The following is an 18,112-nucleotide window of genomic DNA, read 5'->3' as shown; positions in this document are numbered from 1 at the left end:
GCGATTCGTGCTTGCCGGTTATTTGACTCCACGTTATTTAAATAACTGTGTTAACACTCGGTCTTGTTCCTTTGAGCTTGTCTCTTGTTCCATCACATTTGATTCCTGGATTAAATAATGCGGCCTCTTTTTCGTTTCATAATAGATACGGCCAATATATTCTCCAATCACACCTAGACTCAAAAGCTGGACACCTCCGAGGAACAGCACAGCCGATATTAAAGTAAAATAACCCGGCACCATAATGCCCGTTCTGACGATTTGAATAAAGGTGGCCACGATGTAAATCAATGAGAGAAATAAGATCAGTATGCCAGTATAAAAACAAATTCGCAGCGGGCGGTTGTTAAAAGAAATGACGCCATCTATGCCATAGTTAAATAATTTCTTCAGTGACCATTTTGTATCACCATGCTGTCTTTCTACATTTTCATAATAGATGACCTTTTCTTCAAACCCAATCCAGCAAAAAAGCCCTTTCGAAAAACGATTTCCCTCTTTCAGCTGAAGCAATGCATCGATGGCTTGGCGTGAAATTAAACGGAAATCCCCGACGCCATCACGCAAGTCCACTTCTACTGCCTTGTTCATCACCTTATAGTACATGGATGACAGGTAAGAGCGCAGCTTGCTGTCACCTTTACGATTTCGTTTGGCAATGACTTGATGATAGCCTTCTTCATATCCCCTGACAAAGTCCTGAATTAAATACGTCGGGTGCTGCAGATCGGCGTCCATAATAATCGCAGCTGCTCCTTTTGCATATTCAAGACCTGCCAAAATAGCGGCTTCCTTTCCAAAGTTACGCGAAAAGGAAATATATTTAACCTTTGCACTTTTTCGAGAGAGCTCTCTCATGTATTGAAGCGTGTTGTCTTTGCTTCCATCATTCACAAAGATGATTTCAAAGTCATAATGAAAATCGCGAAACTCTTCCTCGAGTGCCTCAAAGATTCGTCTGATGTTTTCACCTTCATTGTAAGAAGGAATTATAACAGAGAGCAGTTCCCGTTCCATATCGCACCTTCTCTTCACTTTTTTCACATAGTCTGATATGTTCATTATTCCTTTTTTGTCAGAAAACGAAACCCTTTTTTATTATCCATAAATTACATGTCTCTTTAATCGTTTCATTATATCAGAGTTTTATTTCCATTGATTTTCAGCAGGATGAATTTAATGTAATTTTAAGTTTAATCATTGTAAAAAGCCTGTAATTTTGATCACAGACTGGGTATTGTTTCATAAAATTGTTTGTTCATTTATATATTTTCCCATTTATTGAAAAAGATGAATGGAAGTGAAAGGGCAGCCTTTTTAGTGAAGCAGCCCTCGATTGTTTTGTTGCAGATGCTCGTTTGCCTTTGATTGTTTATTTTGAAATAAATGCAGCTGCGCTCCGTAGCTCTCGATCCACTCTTGGACAATTCGTTCTGTTGTTTCCTGTCCTTTATACTTACGGCCAGCCTTTGCATAGGTCGTTTCAAAATCACTCCAAAGCAGCTCTACCCATGTACGTGCTTCGTCATATGTCAGCATATTGTTTTTTTCCATAAGTTGTTCTGTTAGTCGCTCAAAGTATTGTTCCATGCCTGTTCCTCCTTCATCTAGCAGAAAGTGCCTTTTTAAAAAAACTTCTTTTTTCATATACTACCCTTACGTCTTCAAAAGACGCAAATGATTTGTATTGTTTGGAGGGAATCGATATGCGTAATAAAGCAAAAGGCTTTCCAAATCAGGTAAATCACAAGTTTGAAGGCGAACCAGGCGCTACAGATGCTTATGCGTCTAAACGGCCGAATGGTGAAACAAATACACGTCCACAGGAACGTATGAGGGCATCAGGGAAACGCTAATTTTTCCAAAGGGAGTGCTTGAGATATGAGTTCAAATGGGAAATCGTATATGGCAGACTTTGTTCAATTAAGGACAACCGCTTACCCTCAACCATGGGCAAATGCAAAGCATTCTGCCTCTCAGGTCAACGGAGAAACGCAGCAAACGCAGCACGACATCGTACTTCAGAACAACGTCCGTAAACAGCGTTCGAAGTAAAGAAAAGGACTGATCACTTGGATCAGTCCTTCAGATTGTTGACAAAGGGCTAAAATGATTTTTATTTTAGCCCTTTGTCTTCTTTTCAGCGTGATAGAAAACCTTTGCAGCCCTAGAAAGGATGAGCACCGGAACGGAGCGAATTTGACATTCGTGAGTACCGGCGCGCAGACCTGACAACGAATGCGAGGGTTTGTCTACACGATGAAGGACTGATCACTTGGATCAGTCCTTTTGCGTCAGCATTGAAATCGGCAGGGCATCTTCCTGATTTGGAGCCGATACTCTGTATCCCCACGCAAAAACGCCATTTAGATATTCTACATAAAACTCTTCGTCTGTGTCTTTGATTTGATAAGTCGTTTTCGTTTGAATCAAGGCTGGATCTAATAAATAGGCTTTCGCCATATCGATTTTCCGTTCTAAAACTGCGTATTCATTCACAATGCCAAGCTGCTCAGCCTTTCGTGCTTTTTCAGAAAGGGCGGCAATCTCCTGCTTCAATTCATATTCTGTCATCTCACTATAGCGTTTTTCCATCTGTCATTCCCCTTTGTCTAAAACGTGATCAATTGTATCGAGATCAAAGCCTTTTCTGAATAAAAATTGCTTCACTTTCATCTTCTTTTCAAATGATCCGTCATATCCTACCTTGCGTTTTGCCTTCTCCAGCATATAAAGGAGGGCTTCTTCTTCCTTTTCCTCTTCTTGTCCATCATAGGCTTCTTGAAGGGCTTTATCAATGATCTCAAACGAAAATCCCTTTCGCTGCAGCTGCAGCTTGATGCGCTGCTCGATCTCTTTTGCAGAACGATTTTTTTCTTTTTTGACAAGCTTGAGAACCTGCTTTACGGCTTCCTCCAGCTGTAAGTCATCAGGGTATTGCGATAGCGCCTGTTCAATCGTGTCATCGTCTATCCCCTTGAGCTTCAATTCTTTTTTTAGGACGGACGGTCCTTTGCTGTTCGTTTTCCGGTGAGTGCTGACATAGGCTTCTGCAAATTCAAGATCATTTACATACTTATAATGCTTTAATTTGTGTATAATTTCACTAATAGCAGGTGCAGGGATTTCTTTTTTCGTTAAATAATCGGTGACTTCTTTTACTGATCTCATTCGGTAGGATAAATAATCAACGGCCTGCTGAAATCCTTTTTTCACCGAATCGCCGAATTGAATCTCAATGATATCTGCTTCGTCCAGCTCTTTTCCTTTTTTCAAATCGTGCTGGACGAGCACATCTAAATCAACGCTAAAGGCGTACTTTTCATCAAGAAAGATGTTGACCCGCTCTGTATTGTTTTTCTGAGCAGAAATTTTTGTAATATAGGGCATCCTGTGATCACTCCTTTTCCAAAACAGTCAGGATGTTTCTTCTGATTCAAAATCGTGAAAGATATGGTATGTATATGAGAGGAGAGATGTCAATTGAATATCGCCATTACCGGAGGAACCGGTTTTATCGGCCAGCATGTCACAAAAGTGCTCGCTGCTGAGGGACATCATCTATATATTTTAACAAGAAATCCAAAGGAATCCGAACAAAATCATTTACATTATGTGCAGTGGCTGACTGAAGGTGCTGCGCCTGAGCATGAATTGCCTGCCATCGATGTATGGATTAACCTTGCTGGAAAATCCATTTTTACACGCTGGACAGACAAGGCAAAAGAAGGCATCCTCTCCAGCCGTCTCAAATCAACACAAGAGGTAAGACGCATTATAGAAGCGCAGGAATCGAAACCATCTGTTCTGATTCAAGCAAGTGCTGTCGGGATTTATGGCACATCTCAAACAGGAGATTTTACGGAGGAATCACCTCCTGCGGATTCTGATTTCTTAAGTCATACATCAAGGCTTTGGGAGGCTGAGGGGCAAAAGATTGAAGCCCTCGGCATTCGTACGGTCTACACCCGCTTTGGTGTCGTGTTAGGAGAAAAAGGCACACTGCCGCTGATGACACTTCCTTACAAGCTGTTTGCTGGCGGGACAATTGGGTCTGGCTCGCAATGGGTTTCATGGGTTCATGTTGAGGATGTGGCACATCTCATTGCTTATGCGATTCACAATGACGACCTGTCAGGTCCGCTCAATGCGACATCACCGAATCCTGTTCAAATGAAACAGCTTGGACAAACCATTGCTTCTGCCCTTCACCGCCCCCATTGGCTGAAGGTGCCATCTTTTGTGATCAAAACGGCGCTTGGTGAAATGTCATTACTTGTTTTAGAAGGCCAGCGTGCTCTGCCAAAAAAAGCACTGCTCTCTTCTTATGACTTTTTGCACCCTGAACTAAAAGAAGCGATTTTGCAATCTGGGGAATAAATGTTGTCAAAAACACCCATCCTATTAGAAATGAGATGAGGGAGCGATTTTGATGAAGAAAAAAGAACACCAGCCAACTTCGAAGCTGAAGAAAACCCAGGAAGTCCTGTATCAGCAGGAATTCAAAAAAGCGGAAAGAGCAGCAGAAAAAAGAAACAAATAAGGCGGATATTCCCCTCCAACAAGCACATAACTAAAGTGATCTTGTAAAGGAGGGAAAGGCTTTGAAAAAAGACCAACACAAAAAATCCAACCACGAGCTCGCGGCACAAGAGACGGATGGCGAATATGTTGAATTTTCCAAAGAACTTGCAGATCCGAATGACGTAAAAGCAATGGCACGTATGAAAGCAGCCGATCAGCGCGCCAAAAAACAATAAGTAAAAAAGCAGACGTTATTCAGCGGTCTGCTTTTCTTTTATTTGATTTCAGTAAGAAGACTTGATGCTTTCTGGCGTGATTTTTCCTCAGGCACCTCTTCTGGATAACCTATATGAAGGATCGCAGCAAACCGTTCGTTTTCCTTTAATCCCATGTCTTGTTGAAAGCCTTTGTCGTATAAAATACGTCCGCTCTTCCACACCATACCGATCCCTTGATCCCACGCAAGCAGCTGAAGATTTTGAATGAGCGCGCTGACAGCGGCAAAATCATCATTTCTCACTACAGGGTTCTCGTCTTCTTTTAGCACGACAAGTAAAAGCGCTGGGACCTTAGAAAAGTAATCTCTGTATTGATTGATTTTTTCTTCTTTTGCATCTGGGTTGTTGCGCTGAAAGAAAGCAATGAAGCGCTCTACAAAAGTCGCTTTGGCTTCATCCGTCACCGCATATAAAAAGCGCCACGGCTCCGTGATTTTATGATTAGGTGCATAGACTGCATCCTCTAATAGCGGCTGAAGCTGCTCAATCGTCACCGGTGTGTCTTTGAATTTTCGAATCGATCGTCTATATCTGACAGCGTCTCGAACCGTTAACGCTTCTGTTTGTTGTTTCATTTCTGGCATAAATGTCATCCTTTCAATCAACTTAATTGAAATTGATTCTCATTCACATTATAAACGTCATCGCGTGCAGTTGCAAATCAAGTATCTCTTCTCCCCGTCTGCTAAATAGTTGTTTGACTTTTTCAAGTAATGTTACAATCATATTACGTTTTAAACAAATTTTGAGAAAAAAGCCAAGATGATGAAATGATTTTCAAGTATTCCCATTTTGTCTGATCTTGTTTTTTTGTCAAAAGGCTTTCAACCATGATTGGAAGGGAGGCTTCTGGATGGAATGAAAATTAATATTGGACAAATCATTAAACTCTACCGTTATAAACAAAATATGACCCAATCTGAATTGGCAGAAGGAATTTGTTCTGTCTCTCATTTAAGTAAAATTGAAAATGGCTCAAAGGAGGCCAATCAAGATACGATCAATCTGCTGCTTGAACGGCTTGGCATCAGCCAAGAAAAGCTGTCACAAAAGGCGCGTCATCTCCTGTCACTTTTGGATGAGTTTCAAATGAATATGTATTTCTATGCTCTCGATCAGGCTGAACAAAATGCAGAAATGATCATTCAGCACGAGGAGCAGTTCTTTTCGCTCGATTTAGGCATTCAGTATCATTTGTCCTTATTTCAATTTTATTTACTAACGGATAAACAGCCGCTTGCCTTAAAAACACACCGCGTGCTCAAAAAATTCGAAAAAACCTTTATTGAAACGGAAAAAGAAATTTTTGAATATCTTGACGGCATTCATCAAATTAAAATTGGTCAGCTTGAAGATGGGCTGAAAAAGCTTGAAAGCTGCTTTTCCTACGCTTCAGTTGAACAAAGTGATTTGTATTATCACTATGCAAAAGCACTTGGAAACTTGGGACAGCTGGGTGATGCGCTTGAAGCGACACATCAAGCGATGGATTTATATAGACAAAAGAACAATTTCAAGCGGATTATTCACTGTACCCTTATTCACGGCGTGATCTCACTTGAACTAAAAGCCTATCAAACTGCGAAGAAATATATAAAGGAAGTGATTTTGCACACGTCCCTTCACCCTGATGCCTTTATTAAAATGTCCGCTTATTTTTATTACGGGGTGCTCTTAAAACGTGAAGGTGATTTCTCTTCAGCTGTGCCTTATTTACTAGATTCACTCAATTACTTTAATCAAGAACAGATAGAAGATCGTTACTGTGAAACGCTATATGAAATTGCGACACTATATGCTGAATATGACCGCAAAAAAGCACTTCCCTACATACACGAGCTGTTAAAACAGCCTCGTATTCAGCCAAACTGTTTATATATGATCAAAATCTATAAATTGATGATTGAGGAAAACCCTCTTGATTTGAAAACCTATTTGGTCGAAGCAGCCCTTCCTTACTTTGAACACAATGAGCTGCACAGTGAATATTTGTTTGCTCTTAGAACCTTACTTACCTATGCAGGTGCTGAGCTTGATGAGCAGACGTATCAGTCCTATACAAAGAAGCTTCTTGATCATTTAGCGGGATATCTTCCCTATTACAAAAAAGCATGACCTTCTGCCGATCGAAGGTCATGCTTTTTCTATTTATTAAATGGTCTCTTGTTGATCTGTGTCATGATGGTTCACCCGTTTGACAGAATGAATATACCGTCTTTTTGCAAAGAAATCGTACGCATGCTGTCCAAAGCCAAGCCAAATACTGAGCAAGATGAATGGGACCATTCCCCATAAAGCAGGGATATGGCAGGCCATACGCAGCCAAGTATAAATCCCTGAATTTTTTTGATTTTTGGCTAGGGAAATAGACACAATTCGTTTTTCCGCCTTCTCTTCACTGATTTTATTCAGCCTGAGCAGCTGCGAGTGTCTAAAGGATTCAAAGTGAATCCGATTTTTCCAATCGAGTGATCTTAATAAATCAATCATTTTTGCACATGCAGGACTTTGTCCGTCATAAAACACAAGCAGCCTCAGTGATTTAATGGAACGCTGTTCTCTTTTTTTCGATTCAGCGAGCTTCTTTTTTTCTTGATCGAGATAAATGATTTTTTTCATAAATTGATCGCCTGTCCTTTTCCGTCATTTTTTTAGTTCGTTCAAAGGAGATTACAACTAGATTACTATAGTTGCTGGGCCTCTTGTATTGGGAAAAAGCCAACCGTTGTGCGTTATATGAGCCTTTGGATAAGGGCAAAATCATTGATTTCATGGCATATATGAGGTTTTTCAACTAAAAGTGGTTGGGAAAATCGTGGTGCTTTGCGGTTTTCTGCGGTATTTGATAGAATTCTGCGGTTTTCTACATCTTTATGCGGTGGTTTTGTAGGTAAAACGCAAAAACAAGATAAAAAAAGACTACTTCCCATTGCGGCGAAGTAGTCTTTTGGTTTATATTTTTGCCAAAACTTCTACTATTTCTTTCTCAATATCTTTCCATAAGTAACGGTCGGTCGTATAGTGATGTGCGGCTTCTTTCGCAAATACTCGAAAAGCTTCTTCAAAATCAGGTGCATCTTTGTCCGGTTTTTTCTCATCGACAAAGCGCTGTGCTTCTGCTGAGCGAGGTCCCCATTTGCCCACTTCATTCCCGTCCTGATCAATGATGACGATAATCGGAATCGATCTTGCGGTCCCGTTCGTTAAATACTGATCCATCAGGTCTTGATTCTCATCCCGAATGAAATAGCGCACATCAATGAGTGCTTCATTTGCAATACGCATGAAAATCGGAACATTGACCATCGCATCTCCGCACCAATCCGCTGTGATGACAAGCGCTCGGAGCTTTTTCTTTTGCAGCTTTTGAAGCAGCTCTTTTTCTTTTTGATGAATTGCATACTGGTTGTACACCGTGAGCAGATTTTCCCGGTTTTTCTCCATGTTGTGTACATATGTACGTTCAGCTAATCCCTTTGTAAACCATTCATTTAATGTCATATGAACATCCCCCTTACCCTTCAACTTTACCACTTTTGCTATTCTTTTGTCTAAAAAAACCTTCACCTAGTGAAAGGTAAAGGTCTTTTGGTTTATGGACGCCGCTTTCGATTTGGGTCCATCCCGATCAGCTTGGTGACTAGCACCATTGTGACAGGCAGTGACGTATTCTTTTTATATGCTAAATATTTCCCGCGCCATTCAGGCTTATATTTCTGTTTAAATGACCGTAAACCGCTGAAGCTGTACATGTATCTGACATTGTTGAAAATAACACTCGCCAAACGCTCCGTGAGAAAGGACTGATGGAACGTCCCCACATTCGATAAAGGTGCCATTCCCATGTTAAACGATTTGTAGCCTCTTTCTTTCGCCCATTGAAACAGGTGGATAAACAGCGCATCCATCATCCCGTTCGGTGCATCATGCATATGACGCATTAAATCGATGGAAATCTCCCCTTCTTGATACATCGGCATCAATGATACAAAGGAAATGATCTGCCCTTGCTCATCCTTTAGAATCGCAATCGGTGCTTTTTGAAGATAGTCTTCTTGAAAATAACCGAGCGAAAATCCTTTTTCTTTTTTCTTTCCGAGCCAGCTGTCAGAGATCTGTTTTAAGGTGGAGATCAACTCATTTGAAAAGGGAGGTTCCAGCATTTCAAAGGTGTAGCCTTCTCGTTCAAATTTATTCGCCACAGCTCGTAAATTTGATTTTTTCTTACCTGACAGAGTAAACGTTTCTAAATCGACCATGGCTTCTTCCCCAAGCTTAAAGAAGTGAAAGCCTAAGTCATGATAAAGAGCCATCCCTTCTCGTTCTACTTGATAAAAAGCGACGCGGTAGCCGGCTTTTTCTGTCTCCTGTAAAAACTCTTCAAGTACAAGCGGATAAGACGCCTCACGTCCAGATGGATCTCCGAGCACAATGACGCAGCGGCCAATTCGCCCAAACTGAAGCATTGCTTCTCCATCACTTGAGAAAAATAGTTTTTTGTCGCCTAAAAAGCCAAGATGACTGAGGGCATTTCCGCCCTTTTCTTCTAAAAACGTTTTTAATTTTTCATCATCTGCTTTTTCTCCAATCGGAAAGGCTTTCTTATTAAAAATCAATTTACTAATGAAGAAGAAAAGCGGTACACCGATGAGAGCGATCATACTTGTCATCGTGATATGCCGTTCATTATGCACCAAGTAATCCTTACTCAAGAAATGCCCGATTTTTGTCCAAATAAAGTTGCCAATCACATTATAGTTAAAGAGCACGAATAAATAACCAGCGGCAGCCGTCACAAACTGATTTAAGGAGTAAGGTGCCTGCTGCTTCACAAATTGATTTCGAAGAGAGAAAAACACAGCCATGATGACTGGCAAAATAAAGATCAGACTGAGGTTAAACCCCTTTAACAAAGTAAACACAAAACCTCCTGCTAAGGAGATCATTGTCAGCACGTACGATCTTTTCGTTCTTTTATACACTTCAATGGACAAAATCATCAGAATGATTCCGAACATTAAAGAAAGACCATTAAATCCTGATAACAGAAAGCGCGGAATGCTGGTAATCACACCTAATCGATCGACTGGAAGCACAACAGATGCCATGATAAGCAAGCCGCTTCCAAAGGTTAAAATCGATAAAGATCCGTACAATAAACGGATTAATAAAGCACGGTGCAAAACAATTAAAACGTTCGTTGTTTCAATGGCAGGTGCCATTTTCGGATTGCCTTCAAGACGTCTAAGCGTCGTTCCCGTTAAATCGTAAGCAGCTAGACAAAGCCCTAAAATAAACGGGAAAATCGAGTACACGAAGCGGTACAAGACGAGCGCCGTCAGCACCATCTCTTTATCAAAACCAATGTATTGCATGCTCAGTAAAAAGATAAGGTCAAACGAACCAAAGCCGCCCGGAACCATACTGATTAAACCGCCGATTGACGCAATCGCAAATACACCTAAGACAATTCGGACATCGACATTCATCCCCATAGAGACGACAGCCATGTACATGACAAGTCCAGCTGCCAGCCATTCTAAAAACGATGCCCCGATATAAGCGTAAATTGGATGCTTCAGTCCATTTTCACCGCTCTCAATCGAGCTTTTTCGAATGGATGCCATGACGATATATATCGGTACAATACAGGCAAAGATAATGACAAATGCCCATAGCCACGGCTCCTGGCTGATAATACTTTCAACTGGAAGCACCCTGACCAAGATCAAATCACTGAAAATAGATAAGCCCAAAAGGACAGAGGAAGTCAAAAGGGCAATGCCTTTCAGCAATTTTTTCGTATCTGTTATGTACTCTTTATAGAGAAGCGTTCTAAGCCCTGCTCCTGATAGACCGCCAAATCCAAGAACACTGTTAAAGGAGTTTGCAATCCATGAAATGCGTATCGTTTTCCAGCCGCTGATCGGCATATTCAGGCTTTTTCGTAAAATAAAATCATATAAGGACATCGATAAAACCGCGACAAGTCCAAGAAAGACAAGAATAAACAAGTCCATTCGGTTCAAGCTGTCAATAATATAAAACGTCTTTTTAATGGAAAGTCCGCTCAGCTCCTGCTTCGCAACGAAGATTAAGACAAGGATAATGACGATCGGAAAAAGCATTTTTAAGATCGTCATACCCGTTTTTTTGTTCCACATGTTTTTCCCAACTTTCTAGGTTGCTTCATTATTTCAACTGAACATTATTATACAACAAATACCACTTAATTCATGCAGTTTAACATTTAAAAGCTTGACGAACCTTTCAATTAGAAGTAAAAATCAGTAATATAAAGAAAAAGAGCCGCTTAAAGGAAGTGAACAAGCGTGGAATATAATATTCATGACACCACCGTATTAAAAGAAGAGATTCTATCTCCAGAAGAAAAAAAGACATGGGTTCTTTATATGAAAGTGCTCACAGCTGCAGGTCTTGGAGATGTTTCTGAATGGATGAAGCTTGATATGAGTATGCCTCAAATGAAGGTGCTCATGCTGCTCAATAACCATGGCTCTCTCAAAGTATCCGAAATCGCTGAAAAAATGGGCGCTTCTTTGTCCAATATGACAGGCCTGCTTGACCGGTTAGAACAATCTAACTTTGTCGTGCGAAAGCACTCTGAGCGTGACCGGAGAATCATTGTCGTAGAGCTGACAGAGGAAGCGAAAAATATTTTCAGAAGTATTTATCAAAAAGGACACGAAAAAATCAAAAATTCCCTGCAGCGGCTCAATGACGAGGAAAAAGAAAAAGTCAATGAAGGCCTTGCTATCTTAGAAAAAGCACTGCGTCCTGAACGCGGCTAAATATGAAAAGGAAAAAAGACGGTCACTTGAGGTCCGTCTTTTTTATTTCTTCTACTTGTTTATCTGAGAGGACGAAATTTTTTTGAAGAACTTCCCTGTCATCCCATAAAAGATAGGCTAAGCCAATGATGAGAAAAAAGATGCTGATCCACGTACCGCCAGGAAGCAGCTGTTCAAGTTCCTCAATCGTTCTTTCTGAGCCTAAGCTGTTACTATAACGTATCTCAAAAAGAACATATTTCGCTATATAAAACAATCCCGCCATACAGATAAACATGGCGCCGACAATTCTTCTACCAGACATGCGTTTACTCCTTTAATTCCACTGATTTCTTTTGATTAATTCCGTGATATGGGCAAGGTGATGCTTTGAATGCCAGACATACATTCCTGCTGCATTATATAAGGACACCGTTTGTTGATCGACAGGGTGATAATAAGAAGCGTTGAAGTCATCCTCTGACATTCCCCGCAGTAAAGTGACCCACCTGCGATGCAGACTGCTGATCAAAGGCAGGGATAAACTAATGGGCGCCTTGCTGTCAGGAAGTGAGGCAAATCCCTCCTGATCATATGGACGTATGTCCGGTGTATCTTCTGTCAAAGCAAGTTTGAATCGTAAGTATGCATTCAGATGGCTGTCTGCTACGTGGTGAATGAGCTGACGAACAGTCCATCCTCCCGGCCGATAAGGTGTATCAAGCTGCGCATCTGTAAGCGGTGCAGTCACCGCTTCATACTCTTCGGGGATTGCAGCCAGCTGATCAATCCATGCTTCAAGCTGTGCTTTCGTTTTTGTTTCAACCGGTTCATATAAGCCAATCGGATATTGTAATGACGTCATACGTTCTCCCCTTTCTCAAATCCTTCAAGTACAAATTTGCCAATCATCTTTCCATGCTCAAGTGTTTGATGTGCCTGCTTCAAGTTAGCAGCATTGATCGGACTGAGAACCTTTGTTAAAGTATGCGTTATTTTTCCCTGCTCAAATAACTCACCCGCCTCTGTCAAAAGCTCATGCTGTTTGATCATGTCCGCTGTTTCAAACATAGGGCGTGTGAACATGAATTCCCATACAAATGCCGCACTTTTATTTTTGAGTAATTGAATGTCTAGGTTGTGCTGGTTTTCGACAATGGTACAGATCGTTCCTTGCGGTTTGATGGCTTCTGCCATGCCTTTGAAATGTCCATCTGTATCATTTAAGCATAAAATAAAATCCACTTCGCCGATTCCTTTTTCCTCTAGCTGCGCTAAAAGCGGCTGATGATGATCAATGATATGATCGGCACCTAAGGACAGACACCACTCTTTTGTTTCTGGTCTTGATGCGGTAGCGATCACAGTTGCCTTCGTTAATTTAGCTAGTTGAATGGCGATAGAACCAACACCGCCTGCACCACCAATGATCAGCAAGGTTGAGCCTTCAGCATTCCGCTTCATATGCATCCGGTCAAATAAAGCCTCATAAGCCGTAATTGTTGTAAGGGGCATTGCGGCTGCTTCTGCAAAGGATAGATTGGCAGGCTTTTTCGCCACAATACGTTCATCCACAAGCTGGTATTCACTATTCGAGCCTTGACGCGTAATATCTCCCGCATAGTATACGTGATCACCTGGCTGAAACAATGTACACGATTTACCCACTTCAACAACCGTGCCGCTTGCATCATAGCCTAGTATTTTCAGTTTTTCTTCCTTCTGATCCTTCGGTGATCTCACCTTTGTATCAACTGGATTCACGGACACAGCTTCTACCTTCACCAGTACATCTCTGCCAGACGCTTTAGGCTTTTCGACCTCCTGATCCATCAGGCTTTGCTCATGCTCAATCGGCAAATACTCCAATAGTCCAACTGCTTTCACTCGTTCGCACTCCCCTTCTCCATTCTTTCTTTCCACATTTTATCATAATTTTCTGATGTTTATGGCTGGATCAAACGAATGACAGCACATTTATGACCTTTTCAGGGCGTTTCGCTCCCTCGCCATGTATGAAGGACGTGCCTTTTGCAAAGAAGGAACATAAGTGAACCAGCTGCTCGTTTTAAAAAATAGCTGAACGTAATAAAACTGGACGTGCTGGAGAAAAACAACGGTCAATAGAAAAAGAGTGAATGAGAGTGTAGATAGATCCGCCCTTCCTTGTATCCATTCATTGATCAAAAGAATCACAAAACCGAGGATGATGAGCTGTTCAACTCTTTGCACGAGCTGGCTAAGGAGCTGCCCGCGTTTTAATAAATCAGCAGATTGGTGCTTTCTAATTTTTCTCGATTTGTAGAACCAAATGATACTTTCTGCTAAGTTATGAGTTATAAATAGTGCAATAAGCGCTATCGATAAAGGAGATGGGTGATAAAAAATGGGGACTGCAAATGGGATCACAAGAAAATAAATGGCAATCAATGCGTGTCTGACTGATAAGAGAAATAGGTCTTTTTCTATAGATGTTTTCATGTGTTTCACCTCCGTATGTACTACGTTTCAATTGCCAAAATGTTCCCCTTCGCTATCAAAAAAGGATGCCCCAAGAAGGCATCCTTTTCATGAATCAAACTTAAAAAGCAGCGCTGAGTACGACAGGGCCTTGCGGGAGCTTGTTATCCTTTTTTGGTTCAAGTGTAACAGCCACGGTATCCCATGATTCGCCTGCTTCTTTTTCAGATAACGCATAGGTGACGGTTCCTTCCCCCTTGTTATCTGTTTTAAAGGCACCGGCTGGAACCGGCTGATCTCCTTTAATAAGCCACACTTGATAAACAGCAGATGAATCAAGCTGACCCTTTAAGCCGTCTGCACTCACCACAAGTTCTTTTTTGCCGTTATGCTCTATTACTGAAAAAGCACCTGTCGTTTTTGGTGATGCGGCCGATGCCAATGATTTTGTGGCAACAACCCTGACAGGTTCTTCCGCCTGTTCTTTTCCATTCGATAAGAAATACACATTTCCAGCTGCTGATATGAGAAGCAGTGCCGCAACGAGCGGTAAGAGCCACTGGTTTCGTTTCTTTTGCAGCGGTTTGATTTCGTTTGGCTCAGGCTTGAGCTCTTTTTTATGGCTGTTCTTTTCTTCGACTGTCTCTTCTTCGAACACCTGGGATAAAATACGGTCTTTCATCCCTGCCGGAGGTGTTTGGTCACCTGCTAGAAATGGAATGTCAGACATGAGCGATGTTAATTCTTCAAGCTCTTCTTTGCAAGCTGAGCAGTGCTTGATGTGCTCTTCAAATTGCGTTTTTTCTTCTCCTTGTAAATGCCCGTTGAAATAATCAATCACTTGATGTTTACACTGAGTCATGCCTCTTCCTCCTTTCCTCCGCGAGACAGTTTCGATCGCAAATGCTTCAATGACAATCGAACCCTTCCTTTTACCGTACCAATAGGGATGCCCAGCTTGTCCGCGATGCTCTTTTGTGTCATCCCTTTAAAATAGACATCTTCTATGATGGTTTGCTGTTCTTTTGACAATGTAGATACTGCTTCACGTATGATTTGTTTTTCCTCGTTCCATTCTACTTCTTTTGATATATCTTCTTGATGATCAGCTAAATATTCAATCTGCTCATCTTCCAAAGCCGTTTCATTCCGGTTCTTTCTTATGAGATCAATGGCCGTGTTGCGTGACATCATAAATAACCACGAGGAGAATTTCCCTTTATCCGTATGATATTCTCCTATGCCGCGCCAGAGCTTGATGAAGACCTCTTGAAGCACTTCCTCCGCGAGCTCACGGTTGCCAGTCATTTTATAAATAAACGAATATAACACACGTTCATAGCGATCGTACAGCACTTCAAGCGAGGGCTTGTGACGATCATATTTGATCTTTTGATACAGCTCAAAATCTTGCAATGTGTCCATGGTCATCTCCTTCCTTTTTCATGAGAAAGAGCATGCGTATTCATCATGAAATCCTTCACGTATTGCTTATCACTCGATTTACTGAAATAAGCCTACCTTGTACTTTACTCTTTTTTCAAGGAGAAAAAAAGAGCGCTGAAAAGGGAAGTGTGCTCCTCATGAGAATGTACTTACTTTACGACATAACAGACCATTTGGATCACTCGTGGTACAAAAGTCAAGAATCCATGTGTGACCACTCTCTGATCAGCTGATTTTAGCAAACTCTCGTCTCCCTCTCAATTCAATTGAGGTAGAACGCATTCTTTCCTCATGTCATAATAGGTTTTAAATAGGAGAAATTGGAGTGTCCGTATATGATGGTGACGATTGTTCTTTTTTTATTAGCAGGTTTAGCAGAAATTGGCGGCGGCTATTTGGTATGGCTTTGGCTGCGTGAAGCAAAGCCTGTCAGCTTCGGGATCGCCGGCAGCCTCATCTTGGTTGCATATGGCATCATTCCGACCTTCCAGCAGTTCCCGACTTTCGGACGGGTTTATGCTGCCTATGGCGGTGTTTTTGTCATTCTTGCTGTATTCTGGGGCTGGTGGGTCGATCGAAAAACACCTGATCTATATGACTGGATGGGTGCTTTGATTTGTTTGGCTGGAGTCAGTGTGATGTTATTTGCGCCTCGCAGTTAATGGACCCATATAAAAAGTGCTGCCACATGCGATGCGGGCAGCACTTTTGCTATGTTATTTGAATGATTTAACGAGCTCCAGCCGTTTGTAATTCTTTGTTTTTCTCTTTAAAGCGTTCGTTATGAGAGGAAACGTACGCCACTTTTTCAGCTTCTGGTTCGATGTACAGCTTTGCGCTATTCAGTGCATTGACTCCATCAACAAACGTGCCGGCAATTAAGCGGACCTTGCTTTTATGTGTACACAAGTCGCCTACCGCATAGACGCCCGGTAAATTGGTTTCCATTTTTTCATTAACCTCGATCAGTCCCCATTCACCTTGCTTGAGGCCCCATTCTGATAGCACGCTTAAATCGCCTTTCATCCCGTGATTGACGATCACAGCATCTGTTTCGATTCGTTCTTTTTCACCTGTCTCTATGTTTTGAATGGTGACCGCAGCAATTTTGTCGCCTTGACCATGCAGCTCTGTTAGTTCATGCGGGGTTAAAATTCGTTTGCAAGTTGCCTTCATGTTGGCGACGTTTTTCTCATGTCCGCCAAACATGTCTCGGCGATGCACGACGGTGACACTTTCAGCAATCGGTGCAAGAGCATTGGCCCAGTCAACCGCTGAGTCGCCGCCTCCAGAAATCACAACCCGCTTCCCTGCAAATGTCTTAAGCTCCTGGACAGTGTAATAAAGGTTTGTCACTTCATAGCGGTCTGCATCCTCGATTTCAAGTTTCCGCTGAACTGGAATGCCGTGACCCATCGCTAATATGAGGGTCTTTGTCAAATGACGATCACCATTTTCAGCCGTCAGCAGGATATGATTATGTTCATCTCGCTCAAATGACGTGATTTTTTGATTCAGTGCAATCTCTGGTTCAAATGTTTTCGCCTGTGTTTCCAGCTGCTGTATCAGCTGTTCTCCTCTTGTTGGCGGCAAACCGCCGACATCCCAAATGACCTTTTCAGGATAAAGAAGGATTTTCCCGCCAAGGCTTTCGTTGTACTCAAGTACCTTCGTCTTTAAGTCCCGCATCCCACTATAAAAGGCGGTGTACATGCCTGCTGGACCGCCGCCAATAATGGTGACGTCAAACAATTCAAGCTGATCTGTCATTTGAGTCCCTCCAGTTTTCCATCGAATGATCTATTTTTCAGTGATATTGATTCTCATTATCATATGTGTCTATTGTAGTCTACTCTAGTGAAGGGAATCAATAGCTTTCTTCAAAAAAAGAACAGGACGAGCGCTCACTCGTCCTGTCATCCATCATACAATGGTTAAACCAAGGTCTTTTAATTCAAGAGAAACAAGTCTTGCAATCGCATCTGCGCCTTCTTTTGTAAAGTGTGTGCGATCCTCAATTCCTGTTGACAGCATAAAGTAAGAGGTCGTTTTCTCTATACCAGAAATTTGATAAAACTGAAGGCTTGCCGTATTTAAATCAACAAGAAGGACTTCTTCTTCATCAGCTAATTCTTTCATAGCGGCACAATAATCAGGAAAATCATTGATAAATTCTCCGCCTTTTTCATGAAAACGGCCGACTGGCGTGAGTAAAAGTGGTGTTGCCCCCTTTGCTCTTGCTCCATGAATATATTGAGACAGGTAGCTTTTATACGTCGTGAAAGGATCTGTATGCCGCTCAGGCTTTTCCTTGGAAGCATCATTGTGCCCCATTTGTGTGAAAAGCCAGTCTCCTGGCTGAATGTCAGCCAATATGTCATCAAGGCGTCCTTCTTCAATGAATGTTTTTGAGCTTCTTCCCCCAATGGCACGGTTCTCGACGTTCACCCCTTGCGCTGTATAGCGGTGTAAAAACTCTCCCCATCCTCCTTGAACAGGACGATCTGGATATGATGAAACGGTCGAATCACCAGCTAAATAGATGGTTGTCATGTTCATACGCCTCCCTTTTTCATTGAGCCACTTCACCCGAGCGATACGGGCATCCTAGTG

The 18,112-nt window shown here is 41.8% G+C and carries 24 protein-coding genes; 8 read left to right on the top strand and 16 right to left on the bottom strand.

The window, feature by feature from the left end; translation table 11 throughout:
• Nucleotides 1-33: 33 nt before the first annotated feature.
• Entirely contained in the window at nucleotides 34-1,017 is a 984-nt protein-coding gene (locus NSQ25_RS04105) for a glycosyltransferase family 2 protein (RefSeq protein WP_326136679.1), read from the bottom strand.
• Between the two features lie 300 nt (nucleotides 1,018-1,317).
• Entirely contained in the window at nucleotides 1,318-1,590 is a 273-nt protein-coding gene (locus NSQ25_RS04100; protein ID WP_024425219.1) for a YfhJ family protein, read from the bottom strand.
• A gap of 116 nt (nucleotides 1,591-1,706) precedes the next feature.
• Between NSQ25_RS04100 and NSQ25_RS04095 the strand changes: the two genes are divergently transcribed.
• Complete coding sequence (locus NSQ25_RS04095; protein WP_003217849.1) at nucleotides 1,707-1,856, top strand: small, acid-soluble spore protein K; 150 nt, start codon at nucleotides 1,707-1,709, stop codon at nucleotides 1,854-1,856.
• Nucleotides 1,857-1,881: 25 nt separating this feature from the next.
• Nucleotides 1,882-2,055 carry a YpzG family protein gene (locus NSQ25_RS04090; RefSeq protein ID WP_008360604.1) on the top strand — a complete coding sequence of 58 codons (174 nt, stop codon included), beginning with the start codon at nucleotides 1,882-1,884 and terminating at the stop codon, nucleotides 2,053-2,055.
• Nucleotides 2,056-2,280: 225 nt separating this feature from the next.
• Here NSQ25_RS04090 and NSQ25_RS04085 read toward each other — a convergent pair whose 3' ends face one another.
• Nucleotides 2,281-2,595: a YfhH family protein gene (locus tag NSQ25_RS04085; RefSeq protein WP_251232603.1), complete on the bottom strand. Its 315-nt coding sequence runs from the start codon at nucleotides 2,593-2,595 to the stop codon at nucleotides 2,281-2,283.
• Between the two features lie 3 nt (nucleotides 2,596-2,598).
• Nucleotides 2,599-3,390, bottom strand: coding sequence for a recombination regulator RecX (gene recX / locus NSQ25_RS04080; RefSeq protein ID WP_024425808.1), 792 nt, complete (start codon nucleotides 3,388-3,390; stop codon nucleotides 2,599-2,601).
• Between the two features lie 93 nt (nucleotides 3,391-3,483).
• Between recX and NSQ25_RS04075 the strand changes: the two genes are divergently transcribed.
• The 3 genes from NSQ25_RS04075 to NSQ25_RS04065 all read left to right on the top strand — a co-directional run bounded on the left by NSQ25_RS04075 (nucleotide 3,484) and on the right by NSQ25_RS04065 (nucleotide 4,760).
• Nucleotides 3,484-4,380, top strand: coding sequence for a TIGR01777 family oxidoreductase (locus tag NSQ25_RS04075; protein ID WP_326136680.1), 897 nt, complete (start codon nucleotides 3,484-3,486; stop codon nucleotides 4,378-4,380).
• Between the two features lie 52 nt (nucleotides 4,381-4,432).
• Nucleotides 4,433-4,543, top strand: a complete 111-nt coding sequence (locus NSQ25_RS04070) for a YfhE family protein (protein WP_017358836.1) — start codon at nucleotides 4,433-4,435, stop codon at nucleotides 4,541-4,543.
• Between the two features lie 61 nt (nucleotides 4,544-4,604).
• Nucleotides 4,605-4,760 (top strand): YfhD family protein, encoded by a 156-nt coding sequence (locus NSQ25_RS04065; protein WP_024425223.1) that lies wholly within the window; start codon nucleotides 4,605-4,607, stop codon nucleotides 4,758-4,760.
• A 38-nt stretch (nucleotides 4,761-4,798) separates the two neighbouring features.
• Here NSQ25_RS04065 and NSQ25_RS04060 read toward each other — a convergent pair whose 3' ends face one another.
• A complete protein-coding gene (locus tag NSQ25_RS04060) occupies nucleotides 4,799-5,386 on the bottom strand; it encodes a nitroreductase (protein ID WP_061110587.1) in 588 nt (195 codons plus the stop codon).
• 274 nt (nucleotides 5,387-5,660) lie between these two features.
• Between NSQ25_RS04060 and NSQ25_RS04055 the strand changes: the two genes are divergently transcribed.
• On the top strand, nucleotides 5,661-6,917 hold the full coding sequence (locus NSQ25_RS04055) for a transcriptional regulator (protein ID WP_034283753.1): 1,257 nt from the start codon (nucleotides 5,661-5,663) through the stop codon (nucleotides 6,915-6,917).
• A gap of 36 nt (nucleotides 6,918-6,953) precedes the next feature.
• Here the strand turns inward: NSQ25_RS04055 and NSQ25_RS04050 are convergent, their stop codons facing one another.
• The 3 genes from NSQ25_RS04050 to mprF form a co-directional block, all read right to left on the bottom strand.
• Nucleotides 6,954-7,421: a DUF393 domain-containing protein gene (locus NSQ25_RS04050; protein ID WP_252050266.1), complete on the bottom strand. Its 468-nt coding sequence runs from the start codon at nucleotides 7,419-7,421 to the stop codon at nucleotides 6,954-6,956.
• Between the two features lie 333 nt (nucleotides 7,422-7,754).
• Nucleotides 7,755-8,303 carry a thioredoxin family protein gene (locus NSQ25_RS04045; protein ID WP_070326757.1) on the bottom strand — a complete coding sequence of 183 codons (549 nt, stop codon included), beginning with the start codon at nucleotides 8,301-8,303 and terminating at the stop codon, nucleotides 7,755-7,757.
• Nucleotides 8,304-8,395: 92 nt separating this feature from the next.
• Nucleotides 8,396-10,966, bottom strand: a complete 2,571-nt coding sequence (mprF, locus tag NSQ25_RS04040) for a bifunctional lysylphosphatidylglycerol flippase/synthetase MprF (RefSeq protein ID WP_034283750.1) — start codon at nucleotides 10,964-10,966, stop codon at nucleotides 8,396-8,398.
• 168 nt (nucleotides 10,967-11,134) lie between these two features.
• Here mprF and NSQ25_RS04035 point away from each other — a divergent pair, with 168 nt between their 5' ends.
• Entirely contained in the window at nucleotides 11,135-11,614 is a 480-nt protein-coding gene (locus NSQ25_RS04035; RefSeq protein ID WP_024425228.1) for a MarR family transcriptional regulator, read from the top strand.
• A 22-nt stretch (nucleotides 11,615-11,636) separates the two neighbouring features.
• Here NSQ25_RS04035 and NSQ25_RS04030 read toward each other — a convergent pair whose 3' ends face one another.
• The 6 genes from NSQ25_RS04030 to NSQ25_RS04005 all read right to left on the bottom strand — a co-directional run bounded on the left by NSQ25_RS04030 (nucleotide 11,637) and on the right by NSQ25_RS04005 (nucleotide 15,478).
• Nucleotides 11,637-11,918 (bottom strand): hypothetical protein, encoded by a 282-nt coding sequence (locus tag NSQ25_RS04030; protein WP_034283749.1) that lies wholly within the window; start codon nucleotides 11,916-11,918, stop codon nucleotides 11,637-11,639.
• Nucleotides 11,919-11,930: 12 nt separating this feature from the next.
• Nucleotides 11,931-12,458 carry a YfiT family bacillithiol transferase gene (locus NSQ25_RS04025; RefSeq protein ID WP_070326758.1) on the bottom strand — a complete coding sequence of 176 codons (528 nt, stop codon included), beginning with the start codon at nucleotides 12,456-12,458 and terminating at the stop codon, nucleotides 11,931-11,933.
• Nucleotides 12,455-13,480 carry a zinc-binding alcohol dehydrogenase family protein gene (locus NSQ25_RS04020; RefSeq protein WP_070326759.1) on the bottom strand — a complete coding sequence of 342 codons (1,026 nt, stop codon included), beginning with the start codon at nucleotides 13,478-13,480 and terminating at the stop codon, nucleotides 12,455-12,457. Before NSQ25_RS04020 ends, NSQ25_RS04025 begins: the two co-directional genes overlap by 4 nt.
• 90 nt (nucleotides 13,481-13,570) lie before the next feature.
• Nucleotides 13,571-14,074, bottom strand: coding sequence for a hypothetical protein (locus NSQ25_RS04015; protein ID WP_065215145.1), 504 nt, complete (start codon nucleotides 14,072-14,074; stop codon nucleotides 13,571-13,573).
• Between the two features lie 100 nt (nucleotides 14,075-14,174).
• Nucleotides 14,175-14,915, bottom strand: a complete 741-nt coding sequence (locus tag NSQ25_RS04010; protein WP_326136683.1) for an anti-sigma factor — start codon at nucleotides 14,913-14,915, stop codon at nucleotides 14,175-14,177.
• Entirely contained in the window at nucleotides 14,912-15,478 is a 567-nt protein-coding gene (locus NSQ25_RS04005; RefSeq protein ID WP_034283744.1) for a sigma-70 family RNA polymerase sigma factor, read from the bottom strand. The genes NSQ25_RS04010 and NSQ25_RS04005 overlap by 4 nt, the downstream gene beginning before the upstream one ends.
• Nucleotides 15,479-15,834: 356 nt before the next feature.
• Here NSQ25_RS04005 and NSQ25_RS04000 point away from each other — a divergent pair, with 356 nt between their 5' ends.
• On the top strand, nucleotides 15,835-16,161 hold the full coding sequence (locus tag NSQ25_RS04000; protein WP_034283743.1) for a YnfA family protein: 327 nt from the start codon (nucleotides 15,835-15,837) through the stop codon (nucleotides 16,159-16,161).
• Between the two features lie 67 nt (nucleotides 16,162-16,228).
• On the opposite strand, the gene NSQ25_RS03995 is transcribed toward NSQ25_RS04000, so the two are convergent.
• Together NSQ25_RS03995 and NSQ25_RS03990 are read right to left on the bottom strand one after the other, a co-directional pair.
• Complete coding sequence (locus NSQ25_RS03995; RefSeq protein WP_034283741.1) at nucleotides 16,229-17,269, bottom strand: NAD(P)/FAD-dependent oxidoreductase; 1,041 nt, start codon at nucleotides 17,267-17,269, stop codon at nucleotides 16,229-16,231.
• A 153-nt stretch (nucleotides 17,270-17,422) separates the two neighbouring features.
• Entirely contained in the window at nucleotides 17,423-18,052 is a 630-nt protein-coding gene (locus tag NSQ25_RS03990) for a rhamnogalacturonan acetylesterase (protein ID WP_070326760.1), read from the bottom strand.
• Between the last annotated feature and the right edge of the window lie 60 nt (nucleotides 18,053-18,112).

Origin of the sequence: Bacillus sp. FSL R5-0512 (assembly GCF_038593295.1) — a bacterium.
Classification (GTDB): domain Bacteria; phylum Bacillota; class Bacilli; order Bacillales; family Bacillaceae; genus Bacillus; species Bacillus safensis.
This window is presented reverse-complemented; position numbering and strand designations above follow the sequence as displayed.

Coding starts and splice junctions, on each gene's coding strand:
- NSQ25_RS04105 (WP_326136679.1), bottom strand. CDS start 1,017: ATGGAACGGGAACTGCTCTCTGTTATAATTCCTTCTTACAATGAAGGT.
- NSQ25_RS04100 (WP_024425219.1), bottom strand. CDS start 1,590: ATGGAACAATACTTTGAGCGACTAACAGAACAACTTATGGAAAAAAAC.
- NSQ25_RS04095 (WP_003217849.1), top strand. CDS start 1,707: ATGCGTAATAAAGCAAAAGGCTTTCCAAATCAGGTAAATCACAAGTTT.
- NSQ25_RS04090 (WP_008360604.1), top strand. CDS start 1,882: ATGAGTTCAAATGGGAAATCGTATATGGCAGACTTTGTTCAATTAAGG.
- NSQ25_RS04085 (WP_251232603.1), bottom strand. CDS start 2,595: ATGGAAAAACGCTATAGTGAGATGACAGAATATGAATTGAAGCAGGAG.
- recX (WP_024425808.1), bottom strand. CDS start 3,390: ATGCCCTATATTACAAAAATTTCTGCTCAGAAAAACAATACAGAGCGG.
- NSQ25_RS04070 (WP_017358836.1), top strand. CDS start 4,433: ATGAAGAAAAAAGAACACCAGCCAACTTCGAAGCTGAAGAAAACCCAG.
- NSQ25_RS04060 (WP_061110587.1), bottom strand. CDS start 5,386: ATGCCAGAAATGAAACAACAAACAGAAGCGTTAACGGTTCGAGACGCT.
- NSQ25_RS04055 (WP_034283753.1), top strand. CDS start 5,661: ATGAAAATTAATATTGGACAAATCATTAAACTCTACCGTTATAAACAA.
- NSQ25_RS04050 (WP_252050266.1), bottom strand. CDS start 7,421: ATGAAAAAAATCATTTATCTCGATCAAGAAAAAAAGAAGCTCGCTGAA.
- NSQ25_RS04045 (WP_070326757.1), bottom strand. CDS start 8,303: ATGACATTAAATGAATGGTTTACAAAGGGATTAGCTGAACGTACATAT.
- mprF (WP_034283750.1), bottom strand. CDS start 10,966: ATGTGGAACAAAAAAACGGGTATGACGATCTTAAAAATGCTTTTTCCG.
- NSQ25_RS04030 (WP_034283749.1), bottom strand. CDS start 11,918: ATGTCTGGTAGAAGAATTGTCGGCGCCATGTTTATCTGTATGGCGGGA.
- NSQ25_RS04025 (WP_070326758.1), bottom strand. CDS start 12,458: ATGACGTCATTACAATATCCGATTGGCTTATATGAACCGGTTGAAACA.
- NSQ25_RS04015 (WP_065215145.1), bottom strand. CDS start 14,074: ATGAAAACATCTATAGAAAAAGACCTATTTCTCTTATCAGTCAGACAC.
- NSQ25_RS04010 (WP_326136683.1), bottom strand. CDS start 14,915: ATGACTCAGTGTAAACATCAAGTGATTGATTATTTCAACGGGCATTTA.
- NSQ25_RS04005 (WP_034283744.1), bottom strand. CDS start 15,478: ATGGACACATTGCAAGATTTTGAGCTGTATCAAAAGATCAAATATGAT.
- NSQ25_RS04000 (WP_034283743.1), top strand. CDS start 15,835: ATGATGGTGACGATTGTTCTTTTTTTATTAGCAGGTTTAGCAGAAATT.
- NSQ25_RS03995 (WP_034283741.1), bottom strand. CDS start 17,269: ATGACAGATCAGCTTGAATTGTTTGACGTCACCATTATTGGCGGCGGT.
- NSQ25_RS03990 (WP_070326760.1), bottom strand. CDS start 18,052: ATGACAACCATCTATTTAGCTGGTGATTCGACCGTTTCATCATATCCA.